Genomic DNA, 20,498 nt, shown 5'->3' on the forward strand with positions numbered 1-20,498 from the left:
CCTAATCATTTAAATTTTCATAAGCCTTGTTTACAATTTCTTTTGCATCAAAAGTCCTGGAAGACTCCCCATAATTTGACAAGTAAATTAAAAATTCTATGTTTCCACTTGTTCCCTTAATTGGAGAGTTTGTCAAAGCCTTTATATTAAGGCCTAGATCTCCTGCAAGGTCAATTATTTTTTCTATAACTTCAATATGTACTTTTTTGTCTCTTACGATTCCACCCTTGCCAACTTTTCCCTTACCAGCTTCAAATTGTGGTTTTACAAGGGCAACAATTTCGCCTTCTGGTCCCAAGATGTCCTTGGCAACAGGAAGAACAAGTTCAAGTGAAATAAAGGAGACATCAATAGATATAAAGGAAACATCTTCTTCGATTATTTCCTTGTCAAAATACCTAATGTTAGTCCTCTCAAGAGATACAACTCTTTCATCCATCCTAAGCTTGTAGTCAAGTTGGTTGTAGCCAACATCTATGGCATAAACTTTCTTTGCCCCATGCTTTAACATACAGTGAGTAAAACCCCCAGTTGATGCGCCTATATCTACACAAACTGCATCTGTGAGATCAATTTCATAGTCATCAATCATCTTCTCAAGCTTGTGGCCACCACGAGATACAAAGGAGTTTTCAAGTCCCTTGATGTAGATTTTTTCTTCTTCTTTAAGTTGGGTTCCAGGTTTTTCCACCCTGTCTGTTCCAATAAAAACCTTGCCTTCCATTATTAGTCTCTTGGCCTTTTCTCTAGAATCAATTAGGCCCTTTTCAACTAATAAGACATCTGCTCGTTTTTTTGCCATTACCTACTCCTATTTACTAATTTGGCTGCAAAAGACTTTAATGCATCTTCTTTAAGTTCAAGACCATCTAGGGCTTCATAGGCTCCATTAGTTAAGTCGATAATTTCATTTTGAAGGTCTTCCTTGTCCTTAAATAGAAGCATGTTGATTTCGCCACTGTCTGGGTCCTTTTCTTCATCTAAGAGATCATCCTCAAATTGGTAGGCAATACCAATGTATTCACCAAACTTTGCAAGCTTAGTAATGTTATCTGGTTCAAGACCTGCTATAATGCCGCCAACTACAACTGATGCCTTAATTAGGGCTCCAGTCTTTAGCTTATACATATTTTCGCAGTCATCCTCTGTGTAATCTGAAACGTCTCTGTCAATATCAATAGTTTGGCCACCAATCATCCCATTAACACCTGTTGCATTATAAATATATTTCATGGCCCTCATGGCACGTTTTAAGTCTTCAGGGTCTTCAATGTTTTCGATATGTCTTAAGAGAATTTCCATAGACATATTTAGGAGCCCATCTCCAGCAAGGATTGCAATCCCTTCAGAATAAACCTTGTGGTTAGTTGGCTTATCTCTTCTAAAGTCGTCATCATCCATGGCTGGTAAGTCATCGTGGACAAGTGAATAAGTGTGAATCATTTCAATTGCAGCTGCAAAAGGTAGTATTTTATCCAAAGACTCATCTGAAAATTCACAAAAACTTATTAAACAAATAAGGGGTCTTATCCTTTTACCACCAGAAAACAAGGAATACTTAATAGAGTCAATAACCTTGTGTTGAGGACTGTTGTCGTACTCAAGTAAGGAGCTCAAATAATTATTAAATTTTTCTAGTAAATTATCGAAATCTCTCATCTTTTTTGTCCTCAATAAATTCAGAATTTTCTTCTGCAATAGTTTTAATCTTGCCCTCGTAGGCCTTTAAGGTATTGTTTAAGTACTTATAAAGCTCAATTCCCTTTTCGTATTTTTTTATGGAATCTTCAAGACTAATGTCCTTAGACTCAAGTTCCTTTATTATATTTTCAAGCTCCCTAAAGGAACTTTCATAATCTCTTTCCATTTAATCCCTCACTTCCACTTTTTGAACCTTGGATTCTACTTGGCCATCCTTAAATTTTAGAGAAATAAGATCTCCCGGCCTTGCTTCTCTTGCAGACTTGAGATTTTTTCCATCTTCTGTCAAGATTTCAACCTTATTTATCTTTTCAAAGGCCGAATCAATTCCCATCTTCAATAGATTTAGCCTGTTTTTTTCATTTTTCAACCTAACACTTAAGTCATAAGCGGCTAAAAACTTTTCAAAACTCTTAACCTTCCTATGATTATCATTGACATAAGTCTTAAAATAATAATTTAAGAGTTTTTTATCAAAATTTAGACTCTCTTGGTCCTTGTTAATCCTAGAATTTATATTTACAGAAATATTTTTTAGTCTGTAAGAATAATTTTCAAGATCCTTGGACTCTTTTAACTTAAAATTCCCCAGATAAAACTTTTTCTCCTGAAGGTCATACTCATGGTCCTCAATAATTTTTTTCATAGAGAAATTCAAAAGTGCATGAGCCCTTAAGAGGTCTCTAGTCCTTTCATTTATCTTATAAACTTGGTTTTTTATAGAAATATTTTTGTATAGATTTAAGAGTCTTAATCTATTGAAATCAAGTCTCCTATCCATGAGATTTTTTAGCTGAGACTTTTTCTTCTCAAGTTCAGAAAAAATTTGATCCTCACTAATAGTCACAAGTTCAGCTGCATTAGTTGGAGTTGCCGCCCTCATATCTGCTACAAAATCACAAATAGTGTAGTCTACTTCGTGACCCACAGCAGAAATCACTGGGATTTTTGATGCAAAAATCTCCCTTGCAAGACCTTCATCATTAAAGACAAAGAGGTCTTCAAAGCTTCCTCCGCCCCTTGCAATAATTATTGTGTCTACTGCCTCTTCTTCATTAAAATATTTCACACCAGAAATTAAAGTTTCAGCTGCATAGGCTCCCTGAACAAGACTTGGATAAATAAAAACATCACAAGTCTTATTGCGTTTCCTAAAAATATTTATAACATCCTCAATGGCTGCACCACTAGTCGATGTAATAAGTCCAATCCTCGATGGATACTTCTTTAATCTCTTCTTGTGGCCAGGGTCAAAAAGTCCCTCCTTAGAGAGTTTCTCTTTAAGATCCAGGTACTCCTGGTAGAGATTGCCCTTGCCATCAAGTTCTAATTGGCTAATATATAAAAAAACCCTGCCACTTCTATCGTAGTAAGTGACAGTTCCCTTTGCCATAACCTTTGCCCCATCGAATATATTAATTTTTATATCCTCTTGGCTTGCCATAGCATCAATACGGGCAAATTTATCCTTGAGAGAAAAATAAATATTTCCATTCTTGTGGTAATTTAAATTAGTAATCTCCCCAGTGACCTTAATGTCCCTTAGGATATAGTCCATTGAGATTAGCTTTTTGATGTAATTATTCAGTTCACTTACATTAAAAGCAGACTTTGCCAAATTAAAAACTCCTGTAAATTGTTCCCAAAATTCCGTTTATAAATTTAGGTGCTTCGTCAGAACTATAAAGTCTTGCTATTTCAACAGCTTCATTAATAGAAACCTCTTCAGGGATATCATCCTTGTAGAGAAATTCGTAGACAGCAACCCTAAGGATTTGCCTGTCAACCTTGGCAAGCCTTGCCATAGTCCAGCCCTTTAAATTTTTTTCTATTGTCTCATCAACTACTTCAAGCTTGTCCAAAATATCTGGAACTACCCTATTGATGTAATCAACTTCGTCCCCTTGGAAGTTATTGTTTTCCATAAAAACTTCTAACTTGTCAGTAGAGAAGTCATTATTTATATCCATGGCGAAAAGGGCCTGCATGGCCCCTATTCTTGCTCTCTTCCTACTCATTTTACAACAGTCTTTTCAGAATTTTTTACAGCAATCCCTGAAATGTGAACATTGACTTCTACAACATCAAAGTCTGTCATATTCTCAATTGCTTCCTTAACTTCTTCTTGTACCTTTTCAGATACTTCAACAATTTTTATTCCGTACTCAATAGTAATATATACATCTACAATAGTTTCTTTTTCGCCAATATTGACTCTAACGCCCTTATTGAAATTTTTTGTATTTAAAATGTCAGTAACTTGAGACTTGAAGTTAGATCCAACCTTAACAACACCATCAACACTTTCAGCTGCAACTGATGCAACTGTAGCGATAACATCTTCAGAAATCTTAACTTGACCTTCTGCCTCATTACCATTAACAAGATATTTATTATCCACTATTACACCTCCAAATTAACTAAAATAATTATACCAAATACTTCTTATATTATCAATTTATTGCACTTTGCATGACTTTTTTAAGAAGATATTTAAAAGTAAATAATTGCTGAAAATGTGGTTGAAATTTTATGATAAATTAATAAAAATTTCTAGCTTATTATAAAAAGAGGACTTGGTAATTTTTAAAGAGTCTATAAAAACTTATCAAGTCTTTATTAAAAGGTGATTAAAAAATTATTGTAACTTCTTAAAAATTTGTAAGCTTGTAATTAAATAGTAAACAAGAAATAATTATGAAGTCTTTAAAAATTATAAAGTTCTTATTAAGAATTAAGTATGAATTTTTTTTGTGTCTTAAAAAATTATTTATAAGCTTGTAAGTCCTAAGTTGCTAAAATTTAAAAATAAAAAAAGCCCGAGGACTTAATACTTGACATCTAGCAAGTATAGTCCACAGGCAGGTGCTGTTGGTCCAGCGGCCTTTCGAGTTTTTTTCTCCAAGGCTTCCTTCATATATTCAATTTCTCTTTGACCCCGTCCTATCTCGAGGACAGTTCCTGTTACAATTCTTATCATATTTTTTAAAAAGGCTTTTGCTACAAAGTCAAAATACAAAAAGTCTCCATCTTCAATGACATCTATTCGATCAATGGACCTTATGGAGTCCTTGACTATGGCCCCTTTTCCCATAAAGGAGTTGAAGTCGTGCTCTCCTATTAAGTAAGAAAGAGCCTTCCTCATCCTATCTGGGTCCACTTCATAGGGATATTCATAGGCACGATTGCGTAAGAGGGCATGCCTATATCTTGACCTGTGAACTACGTAACGATATTTTTTTAATCTTGCATCATATCTTGCGTGAAAATCATCTGGAACATACCTTGCTTCAACAACTGAAACATCTTCTGGCAGGTTAAAGTTCAAAACCTTAGGGAGATTTCCTATATCAATTGTGGTATCAGAATAAAAATTTGCGTATTGTCCCTCAGCGTGAACTCCCTTGTCAGTTCTTCCTGCATAAAAAATCTTCACAGGATGTTTGACAGTTTTTTCAATTCCAAGATTTATTTCTCCCTCAACAGTCCTCTCATCTGGTTGCATCTGAAATCCGTGAAAGTTAGTCCCGTCGTAGTTAATTTTTATTAAAATATTTTTCATATCTTAGAAACCACAACTATTATGCCAAAGAAGATTAGGTTGCCAATAAATAAGATGACATCTTTCTTCACGATCTTTGAGGCATTCATCTTTGTCCTGCCATCTCCACCTCTGTAACATCTTGCTTCCATGGCTGTGGCAAGTTCTTCTGCCCTCCTAAAGGAGTTAATGAAAAGTGGAACAAGGAGTGGAACTAAGTTTTTCGCACGCTTGATTATATTTCCTGACTCAAAGTCTGCTCCTCTTGCCATTTGTGCCTTCATAATCTTGTCAGTTTCTTCTATAAGTGTTGGAATAAACCTAAGGGCAATTGTCATCATCATGGCAATCTCGTGACTTGGAACTCCAATCTTCCTAAAAGGCCTTAAGAGCGATTCTATCCCATCAGTTAGTTCTATTGGCGAAGTTGTATAAGTTAATAAACTTGTACCAAGAACTAAGAGGATTAGTCTTATTCCCATAAAGACAGCAAGGTTTACCCCTTCTTTTGAAATTTTTAAAAATCCAAAAGTGTAAATTGCTTCTCCAGGCGTGAAAAATAAGTTAATTATAAATGTAACGAGGATAATCCACTTCAGTGGCTTTAATCCCTTTAGGACCATTCCAAGTGGTAGCTTGGCGTTAACTATAATTAAAAGTAAGTATAAAACTACTGGTATATACATGAAAACTGATTTTATAAAGAAGAGTGAACATATAAATAAAATCATTGTTATCATTTTTAATTTTGGGTCATACTTGTGGACGGCACTTTCACCAGGAAAATATTGGCCAATTGTTATATCTTTAAACATTAGAAGCACCTCTCAAATATTTTTTTAGAGACTCCTTGGCCTCTTCCACAGTTATGGCATCCTCGTTGATGTCTAGACCCTTCTTCTTTAAAGTCCTCATAAGAGAAGTTATTTGTGGAATCCCAAGTCCAACTCCAAGAAGCTTATCTTCCTCTCTAAAGATATCTCTTGGCTCTCCATCTAAAAAGACTTTACCCTTATCAAGGACAACTATTCTCTCAGCAATTTTCGCCACGTCTTCCATGGAGTGGGAAACTAAAATTACTGTCATCTTCCTCTTTTCATGAATGCTTTTTATTTCACTTAGGATTTCGTCACGACCCCTTGGGTCAAGACCTGCTGTTGGCTCATCAAGTATTAAGACTTTTGGCTCCATGGCAAGGACACCTGCTATGGCCACCCTTCTTTTTAAACCTCCAGAAAGTTCAAAGGGTGACTTGTCCTTATAAGTTTTATAGTCGAGTCCAACTGACTCCATGGAAGACTTTACTCTCTCTTGAACTTCTTCTTCGCTTATATCCAAGTTTTTTGGTCCAAAGGCAATGTCTCTTTCAATAGTTTCTTCAAAAAGTTGGTATTCTGGATATTGAAAGACTAGTCCAACTTTTTTTCTAAGGTCAGTTAAGTTTGAACCAGACTTATCAACCCTTGTTCCATCAATAATAATTTCTCCAGATGATGGCTTCAAAAGTCCATTTAGGTGTTGGATAAAGGTTGACTTGCCTGAACCTGTGTGACCAATGAGGCCAATGAATTCATTCTCCTCGACTTTTAAGCTGATGTCATTAACAGCCTTCTTCTCAAAAGGGAGGCCTTCGCTATAGATATGTGTTAAATTGTTAATTTCTATTAGTGACATATTTCCTTCACCATTTCTTCTATATTTAAAACTTCCCTAGAAATATCAATCCCATCTTTTTTTAGCTCGTAGGCAAGTTCTGTTACTTGAGGCACATCAAGGCCAAGTCCCTTGATCTTGTCCACTTGAGAAAAAACTTCTCTTGGAGTCCCACTTAGGACCATATTGCCATCTTCCATTACAACAACCCTGTCGCTAATTGCAGCCTCTTCCATGTAGTGGGTTATTAAAATTATTGTCTTGCCTTCTTCCTTGTTGAGTTTAACAAGAGTGTCAATTACTTCCCTCCTGCCACTTGGGTCAAGCATAGCAGTTGGCTCATCAAGAATTATATATTTAGGCGACATGGCAAGGATTCCAGCTATGGCTATTCTTTGCTTTTGTCCACCAGAAAGAAGGTGGGGTGCATTTTTTTTATATTCAGCCATCCCAACATCCTCTAGGGCACTATCAACTCTTTTTCTTATTTCACTTGGTTCAATCCCCATATTTTCAGGACCGAAGGCAACTTCATCTTCAACAATAGTTGCAACTAATTGGTTGTCTGGATTTTGAAAAACCATGCCAGCAGTCCTTCTTATGTCCCAAATCTCATCTTCATTTTTGGTGTTCATCCCATCAACAAAGACATCTCCCTGTCCTGGCAATAGGAGACCATTTATTAGTTTGGCAAGGGTAGACTTTCCAGACCCATTGTGACCCAAGAGAGCCACAAATTCGCCTTCTTTTATTTCTAAATTTATATCTTTTAAAATCTCTTTAGCATTTTCATCTTCGTAGTCGTATTTAAAAGATAAGTTTTTTATACTAATCATTTTATCACCTTTATGTTAACCTATTATAAAGGATAACTTAACAAAAATCTATATTATTTCTTTGACACATAGGGATTATCTCTAAGGCAAAACCTTAGGGGAAGATCTGCGTCTTCGCCTGCATAATCAATCCCAATCCTCTTTGTAATAAGAAGATCACTTTCAGAAATTTCATCAGAATCTTCTATGTAGAGATAATCCTTTGACAAGACTTTTCCATTTAAAGACCTATTAATTCCAAGCGCCATGGAAAGCTTCCCTGGTCCATTGCTTAGGTTCTTCCTTTGATAAGTTGAGAGATCTTCATAAGCCTTTCCAAATCGATTTTTAGAAATCCCATCTAAATTTTCAAGTGGTTCTACTCCACGAATTAAAACTGCCTCTGGATGTTCTTCGTCTCTTGTCACAATATTTAATAAGTCGTACATACCATAAATCAAGTAGACATAGATGTGACCTCCAGGTAGATAAAGTGTCTTATTCCTATCAGTAATCCTACCACCATAGGAGTGGCAGGCCCTATCCTCAAGGCCCAAATAAGCTTCAGTTTCAACTATTTTTGCACAGAAAAAATTACCAGAAATATTTCTGATAATTTTCTTGCCTATTAAAGATTTTGCAACTTCAACTGTATCTCTCTTAAAAAAATCATTCTCTAGAATTTTTCCAGTGGTCATACTTTTCCAATTCCTTGTCTAATTTTTTTACTATATAAGTTAGAACACCTAAGTCATCAAAGAATCCAAAGAACAAAACAAAGTCAGGAATTATATCTGCGGGGTTTAAAAGATATAAAAATCCTGCCACTATTAAAATTATGTCCTTCTTTTTTACATCCCTGTAATTTCCCTTGGAATAATCCATTACAAGGCCCAGAGCAAGTCCAAGTTCTCGTGAAATCTTTTTAAATAAATCCACTTTACTTGTAGTGGCTGTAGACTCATGAATCACCCTATTAATTCTATCTTTATTCTTAAAAACTTGGTTAGCATAGGGCCATAGCTTTCTCAAAGTTCTATAATAATTCAAATTTCTCCCCCTAAGTTAAAATTTGCATTTCTCTTACTACTTTTCTTTACCCAAAAAGAGATTTATGCATTCATCCAGGAAGAATCCTTTGGATTATCCCTAAATAATTTTAACTTTTCAATTTCACTTTCCTTAATATAGTCCATTTCGTGAGCAACTTCTATTAATTCATCAAAAGTTGTAAGTGAATTGTGTTTAAAACCTGCTGCTTTAAAGTTTTCTTCAGCATTTTTCATATTATAAGTAAATATACTTACGATTCCAAGGACTTGGTATCCAACTTCTTCAAGAGCCTTTGCAGCTTCAATTGAGGATCCACCAGTTGAGAATAAGTCTTCAATAACTACAACTTTCGCTCCATCAATTTTTGCACCTTCAATTTTATTTTGCTTGCCGTGGTCCTTATTGGAAGATCTTACGAAGCCCATGGGAAGTTCCATGGCATCAGCAATTATAGCTGCGTGAGGAATCCCTGCTGTTGCAGTTCCCATTATATATTCTACTTCAGGGTATTCTTTTTTAATTAAATCAACAAGACCCTTCTCTACTCGACTTCTTTCTTCTGGGTAAGAAAGAGTCAGTCTGTTGTCACAGTAGATTGGAGATTTTATTCCAGATGCCCAAGTGTATGGATCTTCTGGTGAAAGAGTAACGGCCTTTAATTTTAATAAAATTTTTGCAATTTCTCGCATTATTTGCCTCCTAAAAAGTCTTTTTTGATTTCTCTATATTCCTTTAATGGGTCTTCTGCCTTAGTGATTGGTCTTCCCACAACGATGTAATCAGATCCAAGCTCTCTTGCTTCGCTAGGAGTTACAACCCTCTTTTGGTCGTCAGTATTTTTTACCTTCCTAATGCCTGGAGTAACTGTGATAAAGTCTTTACCCAAATTTTCCTTTATCTTTGGCACTTCAAGTGCAGAGCAAACAATACCACTTAAGTTAGCTTCCTTTGCAATATTTGCATAGGCAAGGACAACCTCATCAAGAGACTTATCCTTATCGATTTGAAGTTCCTTGTGCATAACCTCTTCGTCTGTAGAAGTAAGCATAGTTACACCAAGGGTTATTAGGTCACTTTTTTCATTTTTTACAATTTCACTAGCATCGCTTAACATCTTCTTGCCACCAGCTATGTGGTAGTTGATCATGTCAACATCAAGAGCAATTAGAGAATTTGTCGCCCCCTTACAAGTGTTTGGAATGTCATGAATCTTTAAGTCCAAGAAAATCTTGTGACCTAGTTTTTTTATTTTTCTTACAATACTTGGACCTTCCTTGTAGAAAAGTTCCATTCCAACTTTTACATATACTTCTTCATCTTTAAAATCCTTTAAAAAATCAAGAGCCTTATCTCCACTTGGAAAATCTAGTGCAATAATTACATCCTTTGCCATATTAACCTCAGCTTTCTCCAGTCGCCTTATCTTGCAAGTAGGCGTTAATAAATGTATCTAAATCTCCGTCCATTACCTTTTCTACGTCACCAACATCTACATTTGTCCTGTGGTCCTTAACCATAGTGTAAGGTTGGAATACATAAGATCTTATTTGTGAACCCCAAGCAATTTGTGAGTAGTTACCTTGAAGGTCTTCAATTTTTTCCTTTTTTTCTTCTTCTGCAAGAGCAACAAGCTTTGCCTTTAACATGTTCATTGCCTTTTCCCTATTTTGGATTTGGCTACGTTCATTTTGACATTGAACAACAATTCCTGTAGGAATGTGGGTGATTCTAACAGCAGAGTCAGTAGTGTTAACGTGTTGTCCACCTGCACCTGATGACCTGTAAGTATCAATCTTTAATTCTTCGTCTTTGATTTCAACTTCTGTGTCGTCATCAATTTCTGGGAAGACATCAACAGATGAGAAGGAAGTGTGTCTTCTCTTGTTGGAGTCAAAAGGCGAAATCCTAACAAGTCTGTGGACTCCCTTTTCACCCTTTAGGTATCCATAGGCATTGTCGCCAGAAATCTTTAGAGTTACGGATTTAATTCCAGCCTCGTCTTCCTTTAAGAGGTCAAGAGTTTCAACCTTGAAACCCTTATTTTCTGCATACCTTGTGTACATCCTTAGAAGCATACTTGCCCAGTCTTGGGCTTCAGTTCCACCTGCACCAGCATGGATAGAAAGAATGGCATCGTGGGAATCGTACTCCCCATTTAATAAAGTGTTTAGTTTAAATTCAGCAGCTTCCTTTTCTATTTCATCAACAACTCCTTGGAAGTCAGAGTATGAAGAGTAGTCTTCCTCTATTTCCATAAGGGTAATTAGGTCTTCTGCATCAGTAATTAATTCATTTAACTTGTCGTATTGATCTATCTTTCTTTGATATGAATTTGTTTCACGTATAACTTTTTGGGCACTTTCATTGTCATCCCAAAAACCTGGTTCCATTTGTTTTTTGTTAAGCTCAACTACTTTTTCCTTGAGAGAATCTATCTCAAGAGACTCACCTAGGGCTTTAGTTGTAAGCTTGGAATTTTCCAGGCGCTCCTTATCTAAATAGATATTTTGCTCCATAAAAATCCTCCTTTGTATTGCTTATTTTAGTATAACACAGTTGATATAATGACACTAATATTTTGTTGGTAGATGAGAATAATTTTTGACTTATCATTTTGTTATAGTATGAAAATTATTTTTGACTTATCATTTTTATATTAACTTGCAACTTAATATAAGTTTGTGTATTTTTTTCAAATTAGAATTTATTTTAAATTGAAATTTTTTATTAATCTTATACTTTAAATTAATTCTTATTCTTTTCTCTAATTATTTTAATTTTTACTAACTTATAAAGTCCAATTTTCATTAAATAAGTGGTGAAGATGGTTTTAAGCATGAAAAAAGACCTAAGCTTTTAACTCAGGTCTTGCTCTTAAATTTATCCTCTTAACTCTTGTCTATTTTCGTTAAGCATTTTTATAATTTCTGAAAGGTTTACTTGTGTGTTTTCAAGTAGCTCGTCTGCATAGTCCCTTGCGCCTTCTCTTATTTGAGTTGACTCTTCCTTTGCAGATTTTAAAATTTCACTTGCTCTTTCATTTGCTTGTCTCACAAGTTCATTTTCGTCAATAATTTTTTCTGAATGAGCTCTTGCTGCAGAGATAATCTTGTCTGCTTCGTCGTGTGCTCCATTGATGATATCGTCCTTGTCTTGAGCAATCTTTTGTGCTTCAGAAACTTCTCCAGGGATTTGTGTTTTTAATTCGTTAACAATTTCTAAAAATTCTTCCCTTTCAACCATTACCTTGTTTGTAAGTGGAATTTGTGATGATGTTTCCACAAGGTCTTCTAATTCTTCAACTAAATCAATTAAATTCATATCTTCCTCCTAAGTAATTTTTTCTTCATAGCTTCTCCTACAATAGGAGGCACGAATAAATCTGTATCTCCGTCAAAGTTGGCTACTTCTTTTGCAAGTGATGAACTTACAAATAAATTTTCATTAGATGACAATAAAAATACTGTTTCTATGCTGTCCTTATAATTTTTGTTTGCCATGGCTAGGGTGTATTCACTAAAGTAATCACTTGCCGATCTCAGTCCCCTAACAACCACCTTGCAGTTTCTCTTTTTTGCATATTCTACTAAGAGTCCGTCAAAGGAATCAATCTCAATCCCTTCCATGCCGTCTAAAACTTCATGAAGAAGGTCCTTCCTCTCTTCAACTGTGAAGAGTCCTTTTTTTGAAGTGTTGTCTAGGACTGCAACTATAACTTCTCCAAAAATATCCCTTGCTCTTTTTATTATGTCTAAGTGGCCATTTGTCACTGGGTCGAAGCTACCCGCATATATTACTTTCATTTTCATCCCATCCACATATGGAAATCGAAGTATTTCCATATTTTTTGTTTTTTATTTCTACAAAGCCTTCACCTATTATTAGTGGCTTATCTGTATTATACTCCACAATTAACTTTCCGTCAGGCTTTAGTATCTTATTTTCTCTTATTAGTTTAAAGGCTTTCTTGTATAAGTCGCGTCTGTCGAAGGGTGGGTCCATATAGATGTAATCAAACTTTACATCTAACTTTTTTAGAGCTTGGTTCAAATGATCTTCCATTACTATTGCTTGATCATTTAACTTTGCCTTATCAAGGTTCTTTTTCACACAATCTATGGCTTCCTTTGATTTGTCAACAAAGTAGGCCTTGTCTGCTCCCCTGGATAAAAATTCTATTCCATTGGCACCTGAACCGCAAAATAAATCTAAGACTGTGACGTCAAAGAAGTTTTGTCCCAAAATGTTGAAAACAGATTCCTTAACCCTGTCTTCTGTGGGCCTTGTATCTAGTCCCTTGGGAGCTATTAATTTTAGTCCCCTTCTATTTCCTGAAATTATTCTCATAAAGCCTCCAAATTAGTTACATTTTACCATAAGAAAGGATATTTTAAAAGATATTAGTTTAAATCCGAGTAAAATTCAGTTATCTCTTTGTTTAAATAAGAATATTTTTCTCCCTCTAAGTTTGGGTCCTCTTCTAATATATTTCTCACGTCATCTGCAGCGTATTTTAAAATAGTTTCATCCCTGAAGGGGTCTGCAAGTCTTAGATTTGGCATGCCCGATTGTCTTGTTCCAAGTATGTCACCAAAGCCCCTGAGCTCTAGGTCCTTGTTGGCAATATAAAATCCGTCGTTGGAGTCCGTCATTATCTTCATCCTCTCCCAGGATATTTCACTTGTAGAAAGATTATAGAGGATGCAATAGGATTGTTGGTCCCCTCTTCCAACTCTTCCCCTGAGTTGGTGGAGGGTTGATAGCCCAAACCTCTCTGCATTATAGATCATTATGACGCTGGCATTGGGTACGTTGACCCCAACTTCAACAACAGTCGTTGACACAAGGAGGTTAATTTTATTCTCTGCAAAGTCCTCCATAATTTGATTTTTTTCATCTGCCTTCATCTTTCCATGAAGAAGTCCAACATGAAAACCATCAAAGTATTGGCTTAGTTCTTCATAAACCTTCTCAACTGCCTGCAAGTTTTCGTAGTCTTGATTTTCTTCAATGAGAGAGCAAATGACATAGGCTTGTCTCCCCTCATTAAGTTCTTTTTTTATAAAGGCCAAGGACTTTTCCAGCATATTTTCATTTATGGCAATGGTCTTAATTGGCTTTCGTCCCTTGGGCATGGACTTTATTATGGAAACGTCAAGGTCTGCATAGAGGACAAGACTTAAACTCCTTGGAATTGGCGTTGCCGACATAACGATTGTAGCTGCGTCCTTATTCTTATTTTGCAGCATATTTCTTTGAACAACTCCAAACCTGTGTTGCTCGTCAATTACATTTACACCAAGCTTTTTAAAAACTACATTCTCTTCTATTAGGGCGTGAGTTCCTATTAAGATGTCAAGAGACCCCATTTCAAGATTGTCCAAGATGTCTCTTCTTGCCTTTTTTGTAGTTGATCCTATTAAGAGTCCCACTTTTATACCCAAAGGCTCTAACAATTCTACAAAGGATTCAAAGTGTTGCTTGGCCAAAATTTCTGTTGGTGCCATAATTGATGATTGGTAACCATTGAGGTAGGCAAGATATATTATTATTATTGCAATAATTGTCTTACCACTACCAACATCACCCTGAATCAGTCTATTTATGGACTTGCCTTCCTTCATGTCCTTAAAGATTTCTTCAAGAACTGTGTTTTGGCCCTCTGTTAATTTAAAGGGAAGATTATTTATAAAATCAAAAACTTGATCCTTGATTTCAAATTTTATTGCATCTCGCCTTTCATTTTGGACCTTATTCTTTAGGATAGAAAGCTCAAATAAAAATAACTCTTCATAGATTAGCCTTTCTCTAGCCTGTATGTAATTTTTCCTAGACTTAGGATAATGAATTGCTCTTATGGCTTCGTTTTTCCCAAGGAAAGAATACTTATCCAAGATTTCTTCTGGCAGATTTTCACTAAAAAGATTTTCATTAATAACTTGGTCAATTACTTTTTCAAAGACAAAATTATTCAGGCCTTCTGTTAAATTGTAAATAGGAGAAATCTTGCCCAGCTTTTTCAAATTATCAGCCTCTTCAATCTCTGGACTTGACATTGTCACCCTGCCCCTAAAGTAGTCTGTCTTTCCATAGACTAAGTAGTATCTACCTGGCAAGATCTTAGAATGAAGGTAAAAGGCATTAAAAAAAGAAAGTTCAATCTCTCCAGATTCATCTTCAGCCAAAAAACTTGTAAGTGTAAGACCCTTCCTTATCCTCCTGTTTTGAAGTTTAGAAAGAATCCTAATCTTAAAAGTATTTTTTTCTCCAATCCTCGCTTCTGAAACCCTAGTAATTTTTGAAGAGTCTTCATATCTTCTGGGATAAAAGTGGAGGAGGTCTTCAATTGTATAAATTCCCAACTTATGAAAGAGCTTAGCCCTTTTGGGTCCAATTCCTTTTAAGCCCTTTATAGGGTCTGTTAAGTTCATATTTATCTCCTAGTTTTATTTCCTATAAGAAAAGCCCAAAGCAAAACTTCGGGCTCAATAAATAATCTAAAATTTATTCAAGAGATATGATGTAGTAATAAATTGGTTGGTCACCCTTTATTACATCAATATCAATATCTGGATATTTTTCTTCAATAGCTTCACGAACTTCTTCTGCATCTTCTTCTTTAACATCTTCTCCATAGAAAAGTGTCACAAGAGAAATGTCTTCGTCCATTAGCTTGTCCACAGTTTCTGTTACAACGTCAAAAACAGTCTTGCCGCTGGAAATTATATCTTTAGATGCAATACCAATTATGTCATCCTTGTGGATTTCCTTGCCATTTATTGTAGTATCTCTTACTGCATAAGTTACAGATGCATCAATGACACTTCCTATTGCTTCTATCATATTTTCTTCGTTTTCTTCTTTTGAAGCTTCTTCATTGAAGGCAAGCATAGCAGCTATACCTTGTGGAACTGATTTTGATGGAATTACAATAATTTCCCTGTTAGAAATATCCCTTGCTTGTTCTGCTGATAAAATTATGTTGCTGTTATTTGGGATTAGGTAGATTACCTTACCCCCCACCTTGTCAACTCCCTTTAAAAGGTCTTCTGTTGATGGGTTCATAGTTTGACCACCTGCAACAACAAAGTCAACACCAAGAGATTTAAAGGTTTCTGTCATTCCTTCTCCCATGGAAACTGTTATAAAGGAATAGTCTTTTTCTTCTATTATTTCTTCCTCTTCTTCTCTCTTTTTAGCTTCAGCAACTTCTTCATCATCAAAGAGAACTTCCCTGTGTTGGTATCTCATGTTATCGATCTTGATATCTTGAAGAAGTCCAAGCTCGCAAGCATGTTGAAGGACAATTCCAGGGTCATTTGTGTGAACGTGAACCTTTATAAGATGACTTCCGCCACCACCAACAACTAAAAGACAGTCACCAAGTGGTGCAATTTTTTCTCTAAAAGAGTCAATATCTTCGTAGTCAGTATTTATAATAAATTCAGTACAATAACCATATTTTAAAGAAGTGTCAGCTTCAGTGAATTGAACTTCTTTTTGTGCCTTTTTCTTTAGGGTTTCATCTTCACTTTGATCAGCAATGTCTTCGCCCTTTAAGACCTTAAGTCCACCTTCAAGTAGGACAACAAGACCCTTACCACCTGCATCGACAACTCCAGCTTCCTTTAAAACTTGAAGTTGATTTGGTGTGTTATCAAGAGATTTATTTGCTTCAACAATTACATCTTCTAAAAATGTAATTGGGTCTTCTGCCTTTTTATAATGTCTAATGGCAAAGTCAGCAGTTTCTCTTCCAACTGTAAGTATTGTTCCTTCAATTGGTTTCATAACAGCCTTATAAGTTGTCTCACTTGCCTTTTTAAAGGCATGAGCAAGGTCTGATGTAGTTGCTTTATCAATTCCTTCCAAACCTTCAGAAAAACCTCTTAGAAGTTGTGAAAGAATAACACCACTATTTCCCCTAGCTCCCATAAGAGCACCACGAGCTGCTGCAGCTGAAACGTCTCCAGCAGTAAAATCTCCCTCTAAGCTTTCAATTTGTTTTAAGGCAGATTTTGATGTAAGGCTCATGTTAGTTCCTGTATCTCCATCGGGAACAGGGAACACATTAAGAGCGTTGACCTCCTCCTTCATGGATATTAGATAATTTACGGCTCCCTTAAAAATTTCTTTTAATAGGGGACCATTAATTTTATTTATTTCCAAAATCTTACCTCCACTACTTAAGTCTAATACCTTCTACAAGGACCTCAATATTATCAACTTCAAGCCCTGTTAAATTTTCTATATTAAACTTTACTCTCTCTATAATATTTTCACCAACAGTAGAAATTTTAACTCCATATTCTAAAATTACATGAAGCTCTATAGAAATTTCATTTTCGTCAGTATTAACTACAATTCCCTTTGAAAGATTTTCGAATCTCAATAATTCAAAAATTCCATCTGCGGCATTTTTTGATGCCATTCCAACAATTCCGTAAGATTCCATAGCTGAAATCCCAGCTATATTTGCTAGTACGCTATCTTCTATTACAATGTTTCCAAGTTCTCTATTAATAATTGCCGGCATGAGGGCACCTCCTTATCTAGTACATTATATCAGAAGTCACAGAATATTAACAGATTTTCAAAAATCCTTTGTAAAAAATTAGAATTTAGTGTAAAATAAATACATGTTGAAAAAATATTTGCACTTAGCGGACTTTTTTGGTAAAATATTGTCTGCTTAATAACTAAAGGAGGTGCGTTATGGCTAAAAGATGTGAAATTTGCGGAAAAGAAAAATCATTCGGAAATAAAATTTCTTTCTCTCACTCTCGTTCTAACAGAAGCTGGTCTCCTAACATTAGAAGAGTTAAGGCTGTAGTTAATGGATCAAGAAAAAGAATTAACGTATGTACTAGATGCCTAAGATCTGGTAAAGTAGAAAGAGCTATATAATTAAGGGTCTTAGTTAAGATCCTTTTTTTATTTAGGACCTACATATTCTCCCTTGGGAGACTTTATAAGAAAACCCCTTGAGTAGTCGTCAAGGGGTTTTGTTTTTTATATTTAATTTATTTTTTCCAAAATTATTTTTCTTATATCCTTTATGAGGTAAAGTGATCCACACCAAAGGATCATGTCGCCCTCTCCTGCAAGTTCAAAAGTTTTTTCAACTGCTTCCTTCCTGTCCTTGATTGCATAAATTTCTTTACTTGAAATTTCTTTAAATTCTTTTTCTAAGGAATCTAAATCAGTAAATCTCTCATTGTCAATTTCTGTCAAGACAATCTTATCTGCAAGTCCCTCAATCTTTTCCAAGATGTGTTTGTGGTCCTTATCCTTTAGAAGTGAGAAGCCCAATATCAATTTGTTATAGTTAAATTTCTTTATACTTTTTTCTATTCCTTCAATTGAATCCAAGTTGTGAGACCCATCAATTACTATAAGAGGGTCTCTTGATAGACATTCTGTCCTTCCAATATTCTCTGCCTTCTTTAGTCCCTCTTTTATTTTTTCTTCGTCTAATTTGTAATCTTCTTTTAAATAATCCAAAACCATGATAGCAAGGGCTGCATTAAAGGCTTGATGGTCTCCAATAAGAGAAATTTCTACATCCTTATAAGATCTAAAGTTGAATTTATTTCCAAATTCGTTGGAGGAAATTATTTTTACTTCGTCAAAGGAAAATTCACTAAAGCTAGAAGATTTTTCTCTTGATATTTTCTTTAATTCAAGCCTTGCTTCTTCAGCCTGAGGATAAGAAAAGACATGAGAATTTTCTTTAATAATTCCACCCTTTTCACGAGCAATCTTTTCTAAAGTGTCACCCAAGATGTTTGCATGATCAAGTGCAATGTGACAAAAAACAGGGATAGATTTCTCCATTACATTTGTCGCGTCAACTCTTCCTCCCATGCCAACTTCCATTACTGCAAAGTCTAAATTTTTCTCTGCAAAATAAATGTAGGCAATTGAAGTTAAAATTTCAAAACCACTTACAAAAATTTTCTTCTTATCAAGTCCTTCAACTTCTTTTCTAACTTGACTGGCAATCTTTGCAAAGTCTTCTTCGCTTATGATTTCCCTATTGACTTCTATCTCCTCACGAACATTTGTTATATAAGGAGATGTGAACTTGCCCACTGAATAGTTATTTTCTATAAGGGCATTAGTGATGAAACTTGCAACTGATCCCTTGCCGTTAGTTCCTGTAATGTGAATAATTTTTAATTTATCTTGAGGCCTATCAAAAATTTCTAATAAAGTCTTAATATTATCTGTTGTAAATTCTCCAAGAGGTATATTTCTATTTTCAAGCCAAGCTACTGATTCTTTGTAATCCATGTCAACCTTCCTTTCAATAACATTGATATTATCAAAATATTTGCATCTAATCAATAATTTATGTATCCAAAAGTCTTTCTTTGTGATAGAATGAGAAAAATATATTTATGGAGGTAAAAAAAGATGAACAATGAAATTAAGACGAAAGATTTATTTATTATTGGCTTCGCACTTTTTGCAATGTTCTTTGGAGCTGGAAACTTAATCTTTCCCCCTTACTTAGGTTTATTGTCGGGTCACCAATGGTGGATAGGATTTTTAGGCTTTACAATCACAGACGCAGGTCTAGGCCTACTGGCAATTATTGCCCTATCAAAATATGAAGGTAACCTTAACGTCCTCGCCTCAAGAATTAACAAGACTTTTGCAGTAATTATTTCTACAGCAATTATTTTATGTATTGGACCCTTCTTGGCAACACCAAGAACAGCCGCTACTACTTATGAGATTGCAATCTTGCCAATTTTTGGTGAGTCCTTTAACAGGTACTTATTCTCTGTTATCTTCTTCCTTATAGCTTGTCTATTAAGTATTAGACCTAGTAAGGTAATTGATATTGTTGGAAAGTTCCTTACTCCTTCACTTTTACTTTGTATGACAGTTTTAATCATTAAGGGAATTGTCACTCCAATTGGAGAAGTTGCAAACACAACTATGATCGACAATGTTCTAAAAAAGGGCATCACTGATGGTTATCAAACAATGGATGCCATTGCTAGTTGTATGTTTGCCCTTGTTGTTATTGGAGCTGTTAAGTCAAGAAATTACTCATCACAAAAAGTTGAGATTAAGGCAACTATTTTATCAAGTGTCATTGCAGTAATTTTATTAGCATTAATCTACGGAGGCCTACTATATCTTGGAGCACAAACTTCAAGCCTTGGCATTTATGATGCTGACACTGACTCAACTCTTTTACTTGTTGACATTACAAACAGAATCTTAGGTGGCACTGGAGTTTATATCCTTGGTCTTATAACTGCCCTAGCCTGTCTTACAACCGCTATTGGACTTATATCTGCAACTGGTAATTTCTTTAACGACTTGACTTTTAACAAGATCTCTTATGAAAGAATCGTAATTATCTGTTCTATTGTTTCATGCTTAATTTCTATGCTTGGTGTAACTCAAATTATTAAAATTTCTGCACCAATCCTTGAAGTTATTTATCCATGTGCAATGACAATTATCCTATTGGGATTATTTAATGAAAAGATTAAGGACGACTTAGTATTTAAAGTTCCTTCTATCGTTTCATTGATATTTGGATTCTTATTTGTATTGCAAGGCAAAGGCCTTCTAGGTGGCTTTGGAGATAGCTTAACTAAATTACCACTTACTGAGTTTGGTCTTGGTTGGGTATGTCCAATGCTTGTTGGTCTCGTAATTGCTCTTGTAATTTCATCTACGAGAAAAACTAAGCTAGCTTAAAATTAAAA

24 protein-coding genes are annotated in these 20,498 nt (G+C 35.2%); 2 read left to right on the plus strand and 22 right to left on the minus strand.

Annotated elements, in window-relative coordinates; all coding sequences use genetic code 11:
* Position 1 precedes the first annotated feature (1 nt).
* The 21 genes from HMPREF3023_RS06765 to HMPREF3023_RS06865 form a co-directional block, all read right to left on the minus strand.
* A complete protein-coding gene (locus HMPREF3023_RS06765; protein WP_070701954.1) occupies positions 2 to 802 on the minus strand; it encodes a TlyA family RNA methyltransferase in 801 nt (266 codons plus the stop codon).
* The gene (locus tag HMPREF3023_RS06770; RefSeq protein WP_070701956.1) at positions 802 to 1,659 is read right to left on the minus strand and encodes a polyprenyl synthetase family protein; all 858 of its coding nucleotides are present in this window, start codon (positions 1,657 to 1,659) and stop codon (positions 802 to 804) included. The genes HMPREF3023_RS06765 and HMPREF3023_RS06770 overlap by 1 nt, the downstream gene beginning before the upstream one ends.
* Complete coding sequence (gene xseB, locus HMPREF3023_RS06775; protein ID WP_070701959.1) at positions 1,643 to 1,867, minus strand: exodeoxyribonuclease VII small subunit; 225 nt, start codon at positions 1,865 to 1,867, stop codon at positions 1,643 to 1,645. Before xseB ends, HMPREF3023_RS06770 begins: the two co-directional genes overlap by 17 nt.
* A complete protein-coding gene (xseA, locus tag HMPREF3023_RS06780) occupies positions 1,868 to 3,319 on the minus strand; it encodes an exodeoxyribonuclease VII large subunit (RefSeq protein ID WP_070701961.1) in 1,452 nt (483 codons plus the stop codon).
* Between the two features lies 1 nt (position 3,320).
* Positions 3,321 to 3,719 (minus strand): transcription antitermination factor NusB, encoded by a 399-nt coding sequence (gene nusB, locus HMPREF3023_RS06785; RefSeq protein WP_070701963.1) that lies wholly within the window; start codon positions 3,717 to 3,719, stop codon positions 3,321 to 3,323.
* A complete protein-coding gene (locus tag HMPREF3023_RS06790) occupies positions 3,716 to 4,102 on the minus strand; it encodes an Asp23/Gls24 family envelope stress response protein (RefSeq protein ID WP_070701964.1) in 387 nt (128 codons plus the stop codon). Before HMPREF3023_RS06790 ends, nusB begins: the two co-directional genes overlap by 4 nt.
* 426 nt (positions 4,103 to 4,528) lie before the next feature.
* Complete coding sequence (gene truA, locus HMPREF3023_RS06795; protein WP_070701965.1) at positions 4,529 to 5,263, minus strand: tRNA pseudouridine(38-40) synthase TruA; 735 nt, start codon at positions 5,261 to 5,263, stop codon at positions 4,529 to 4,531.
* Positions 5,260 to 6,057, minus strand: coding sequence for an energy-coupling factor transporter transmembrane component T family protein (locus tag HMPREF3023_RS06800; RefSeq protein ID WP_070701968.1), 798 nt, complete (start codon positions 6,055 to 6,057; stop codon positions 5,260 to 5,262). Before HMPREF3023_RS06800 ends, truA begins: the two co-directional genes overlap by 4 nt.
* Entirely contained in the window at positions 6,050 to 6,916 is an 867-nt protein-coding gene (locus HMPREF3023_RS06805; RefSeq protein ID WP_070701970.1) for an energy-coupling factor transporter ATPase, read from the minus strand. Before HMPREF3023_RS06805 ends, HMPREF3023_RS06800 begins: the two co-directional genes overlap by 8 nt.
* Complete coding sequence (locus HMPREF3023_RS06810; protein ID WP_070701972.1) at positions 6,907 to 7,731, minus strand: energy-coupling factor transporter ATPase; 825 nt, start codon at positions 7,729 to 7,731, stop codon at positions 6,907 to 6,909. The genes HMPREF3023_RS06805 and HMPREF3023_RS06810 overlap by 10 nt, the downstream gene beginning before the upstream one ends.
* Before the next feature lie 53 nt (positions 7,732 to 7,784).
* Positions 7,785 to 8,408, minus strand: a complete 624-nt coding sequence (locus HMPREF3023_RS06815; RefSeq protein WP_210400918.1) for a DNA-3-methyladenine glycosylase — start codon at positions 8,406 to 8,408, stop codon at positions 7,785 to 7,787.
* Positions 8,380 to 8,760, minus strand: coding sequence for a YkvA family protein (locus HMPREF3023_RS06820; protein ID WP_070701974.1), 381 nt, complete (start codon positions 8,758 to 8,760; stop codon positions 8,380 to 8,382). The genes HMPREF3023_RS06815 and HMPREF3023_RS06820 overlap by 29 nt, the downstream gene beginning before the upstream one ends.
* A 62-nt stretch (positions 8,761 to 8,822) precedes the next feature.
* Entirely contained in the window at positions 8,823 to 9,452 is a 630-nt protein-coding gene (gene pyrE, locus HMPREF3023_RS06825; protein ID WP_070701976.1) for an orotate phosphoribosyltransferase, read from the minus strand.
* Complete coding sequence (pyrF, locus tag HMPREF3023_RS06830; RefSeq protein WP_070701978.1) at positions 9,452 to 10,156, minus strand: orotidine-5'-phosphate decarboxylase; 705 nt, start codon at positions 10,154 to 10,156, stop codon at positions 9,452 to 9,454. The genes pyrE and pyrF overlap by 1 nt, the downstream gene beginning before the upstream one ends.
* A gap of 7 nt (positions 10,157 to 10,163) precedes the next feature.
* Positions 10,164 to 11,279 carry a peptide chain release factor 2 gene (prfB, locus tag HMPREF3023_RS06835; protein WP_070701979.1) on the minus strand — a complete coding sequence of 372 codons (1,116 nt, stop codon included), beginning with the start codon at positions 11,277 to 11,279 and terminating at the stop codon, positions 10,164 to 10,166.
* A gap of 364 nt (positions 11,280 to 11,643) precedes the next feature.
* The gene (locus tag HMPREF3023_RS06840) at positions 11,644 to 12,084 is read right to left on the minus strand and encodes an ATP synthase subunit B family protein (RefSeq protein WP_070701980.1); all 441 of its coding nucleotides are present in this window, start codon (positions 12,082 to 12,084) and stop codon (positions 11,644 to 11,646) included.
* Positions 12,081 to 12,566 carry a pantetheine-phosphate adenylyltransferase gene (coaD, locus tag HMPREF3023_RS06845; protein ID WP_070702286.1) on the minus strand — a complete coding sequence of 162 codons (486 nt, stop codon included), beginning with the start codon at positions 12,564 to 12,566 and terminating at the stop codon, positions 12,081 to 12,083. The genes HMPREF3023_RS06840 and coaD overlap by 4 nt, the downstream gene beginning before the upstream one ends.
* The gene (gene rsmD / locus HMPREF3023_RS06850) at positions 12,544 to 13,110 is read right to left on the minus strand and encodes a 16S rRNA (guanine(966)-N(2))-methyltransferase RsmD (RefSeq protein ID WP_070701982.1); all 567 of its coding nucleotides are present in this window, start codon (positions 13,108 to 13,110) and stop codon (positions 12,544 to 12,546) included. Before rsmD ends, coaD begins: the two co-directional genes overlap by 23 nt.
* 53 nt (positions 13,111 to 13,163) lie before the next feature.
* Entirely contained in the window at positions 13,164 to 15,194 is a 2,031-nt protein-coding gene (gene recG / locus HMPREF3023_RS06855; RefSeq protein WP_070701984.1) for an ATP-dependent DNA helicase RecG, read from the minus strand.
* Between the two features lie 73 nt (positions 15,195 to 15,267).
* On the minus strand, positions 15,268 to 16,932 hold the full coding sequence (locus HMPREF3023_RS06860; RefSeq protein ID WP_070701986.1) for a DAK2 domain-containing protein: 1,665 nt from the start codon (positions 16,930 to 16,932) through the stop codon (positions 15,268 to 15,270).
* A 13-nt stretch (positions 16,933 to 16,945) separates the two neighbouring features.
* On the minus strand, positions 16,946 to 17,299 hold the full coding sequence (locus HMPREF3023_RS06865) for an Asp23/Gls24 family envelope stress response protein (RefSeq protein WP_070701987.1): 354 nt from the start codon (positions 17,297 to 17,299) through the stop codon (positions 16,946 to 16,948).
* Positions 17,300 to 17,478: 179 nt separating this feature from the next.
* Here HMPREF3023_RS06865 and rpmB point away from each other — a divergent pair, with 179 nt between their 5' ends.
* A complete protein-coding gene (rpmB, locus tag HMPREF3023_RS06870) occupies positions 17,479 to 17,670 on the plus strand; it encodes a 50S ribosomal protein L28 (protein WP_005955693.1) in 192 nt (63 codons plus the stop codon).
* A 111-nt stretch (positions 17,671 to 17,781) separates the two neighbouring features.
* Here the strand turns inward: rpmB and HMPREF3023_RS06875 are convergent, their stop codons facing one another.
* Positions 17,782 to 19,059, minus strand: a complete 1,278-nt coding sequence (locus tag HMPREF3023_RS06875; protein WP_070701989.1) for a bifunctional folylpolyglutamate synthase/dihydrofolate synthase — start codon at positions 19,057 to 19,059, stop codon at positions 17,782 to 17,784.
* Positions 19,060 to 19,182: 123 nt separating this feature from the next.
* On the opposite strand from HMPREF3023_RS06875, the gene brnQ reads away from it, so the two are divergent.
* On the plus strand, positions 19,183 to 20,490 hold the full coding sequence (gene brnQ, locus HMPREF3023_RS06880) for a branched-chain amino acid transport system II carrier protein (RefSeq protein WP_070701991.1): 1,308 nt from the start codon (positions 19,183 to 19,185) through the stop codon (positions 20,488 to 20,490).
* Positions 20,491 to 20,498 lie beyond the last annotated feature (8 nt).

Source organism: Peptoniphilus sp. HMSC075B08 (assembly GCF_001815405.1).
Classification (GTDB): Bacteria; Bacillota; Clostridia; order Tissierellales; family Peptoniphilaceae; genus Peptoniphilus_A; species Peptoniphilus_A harei.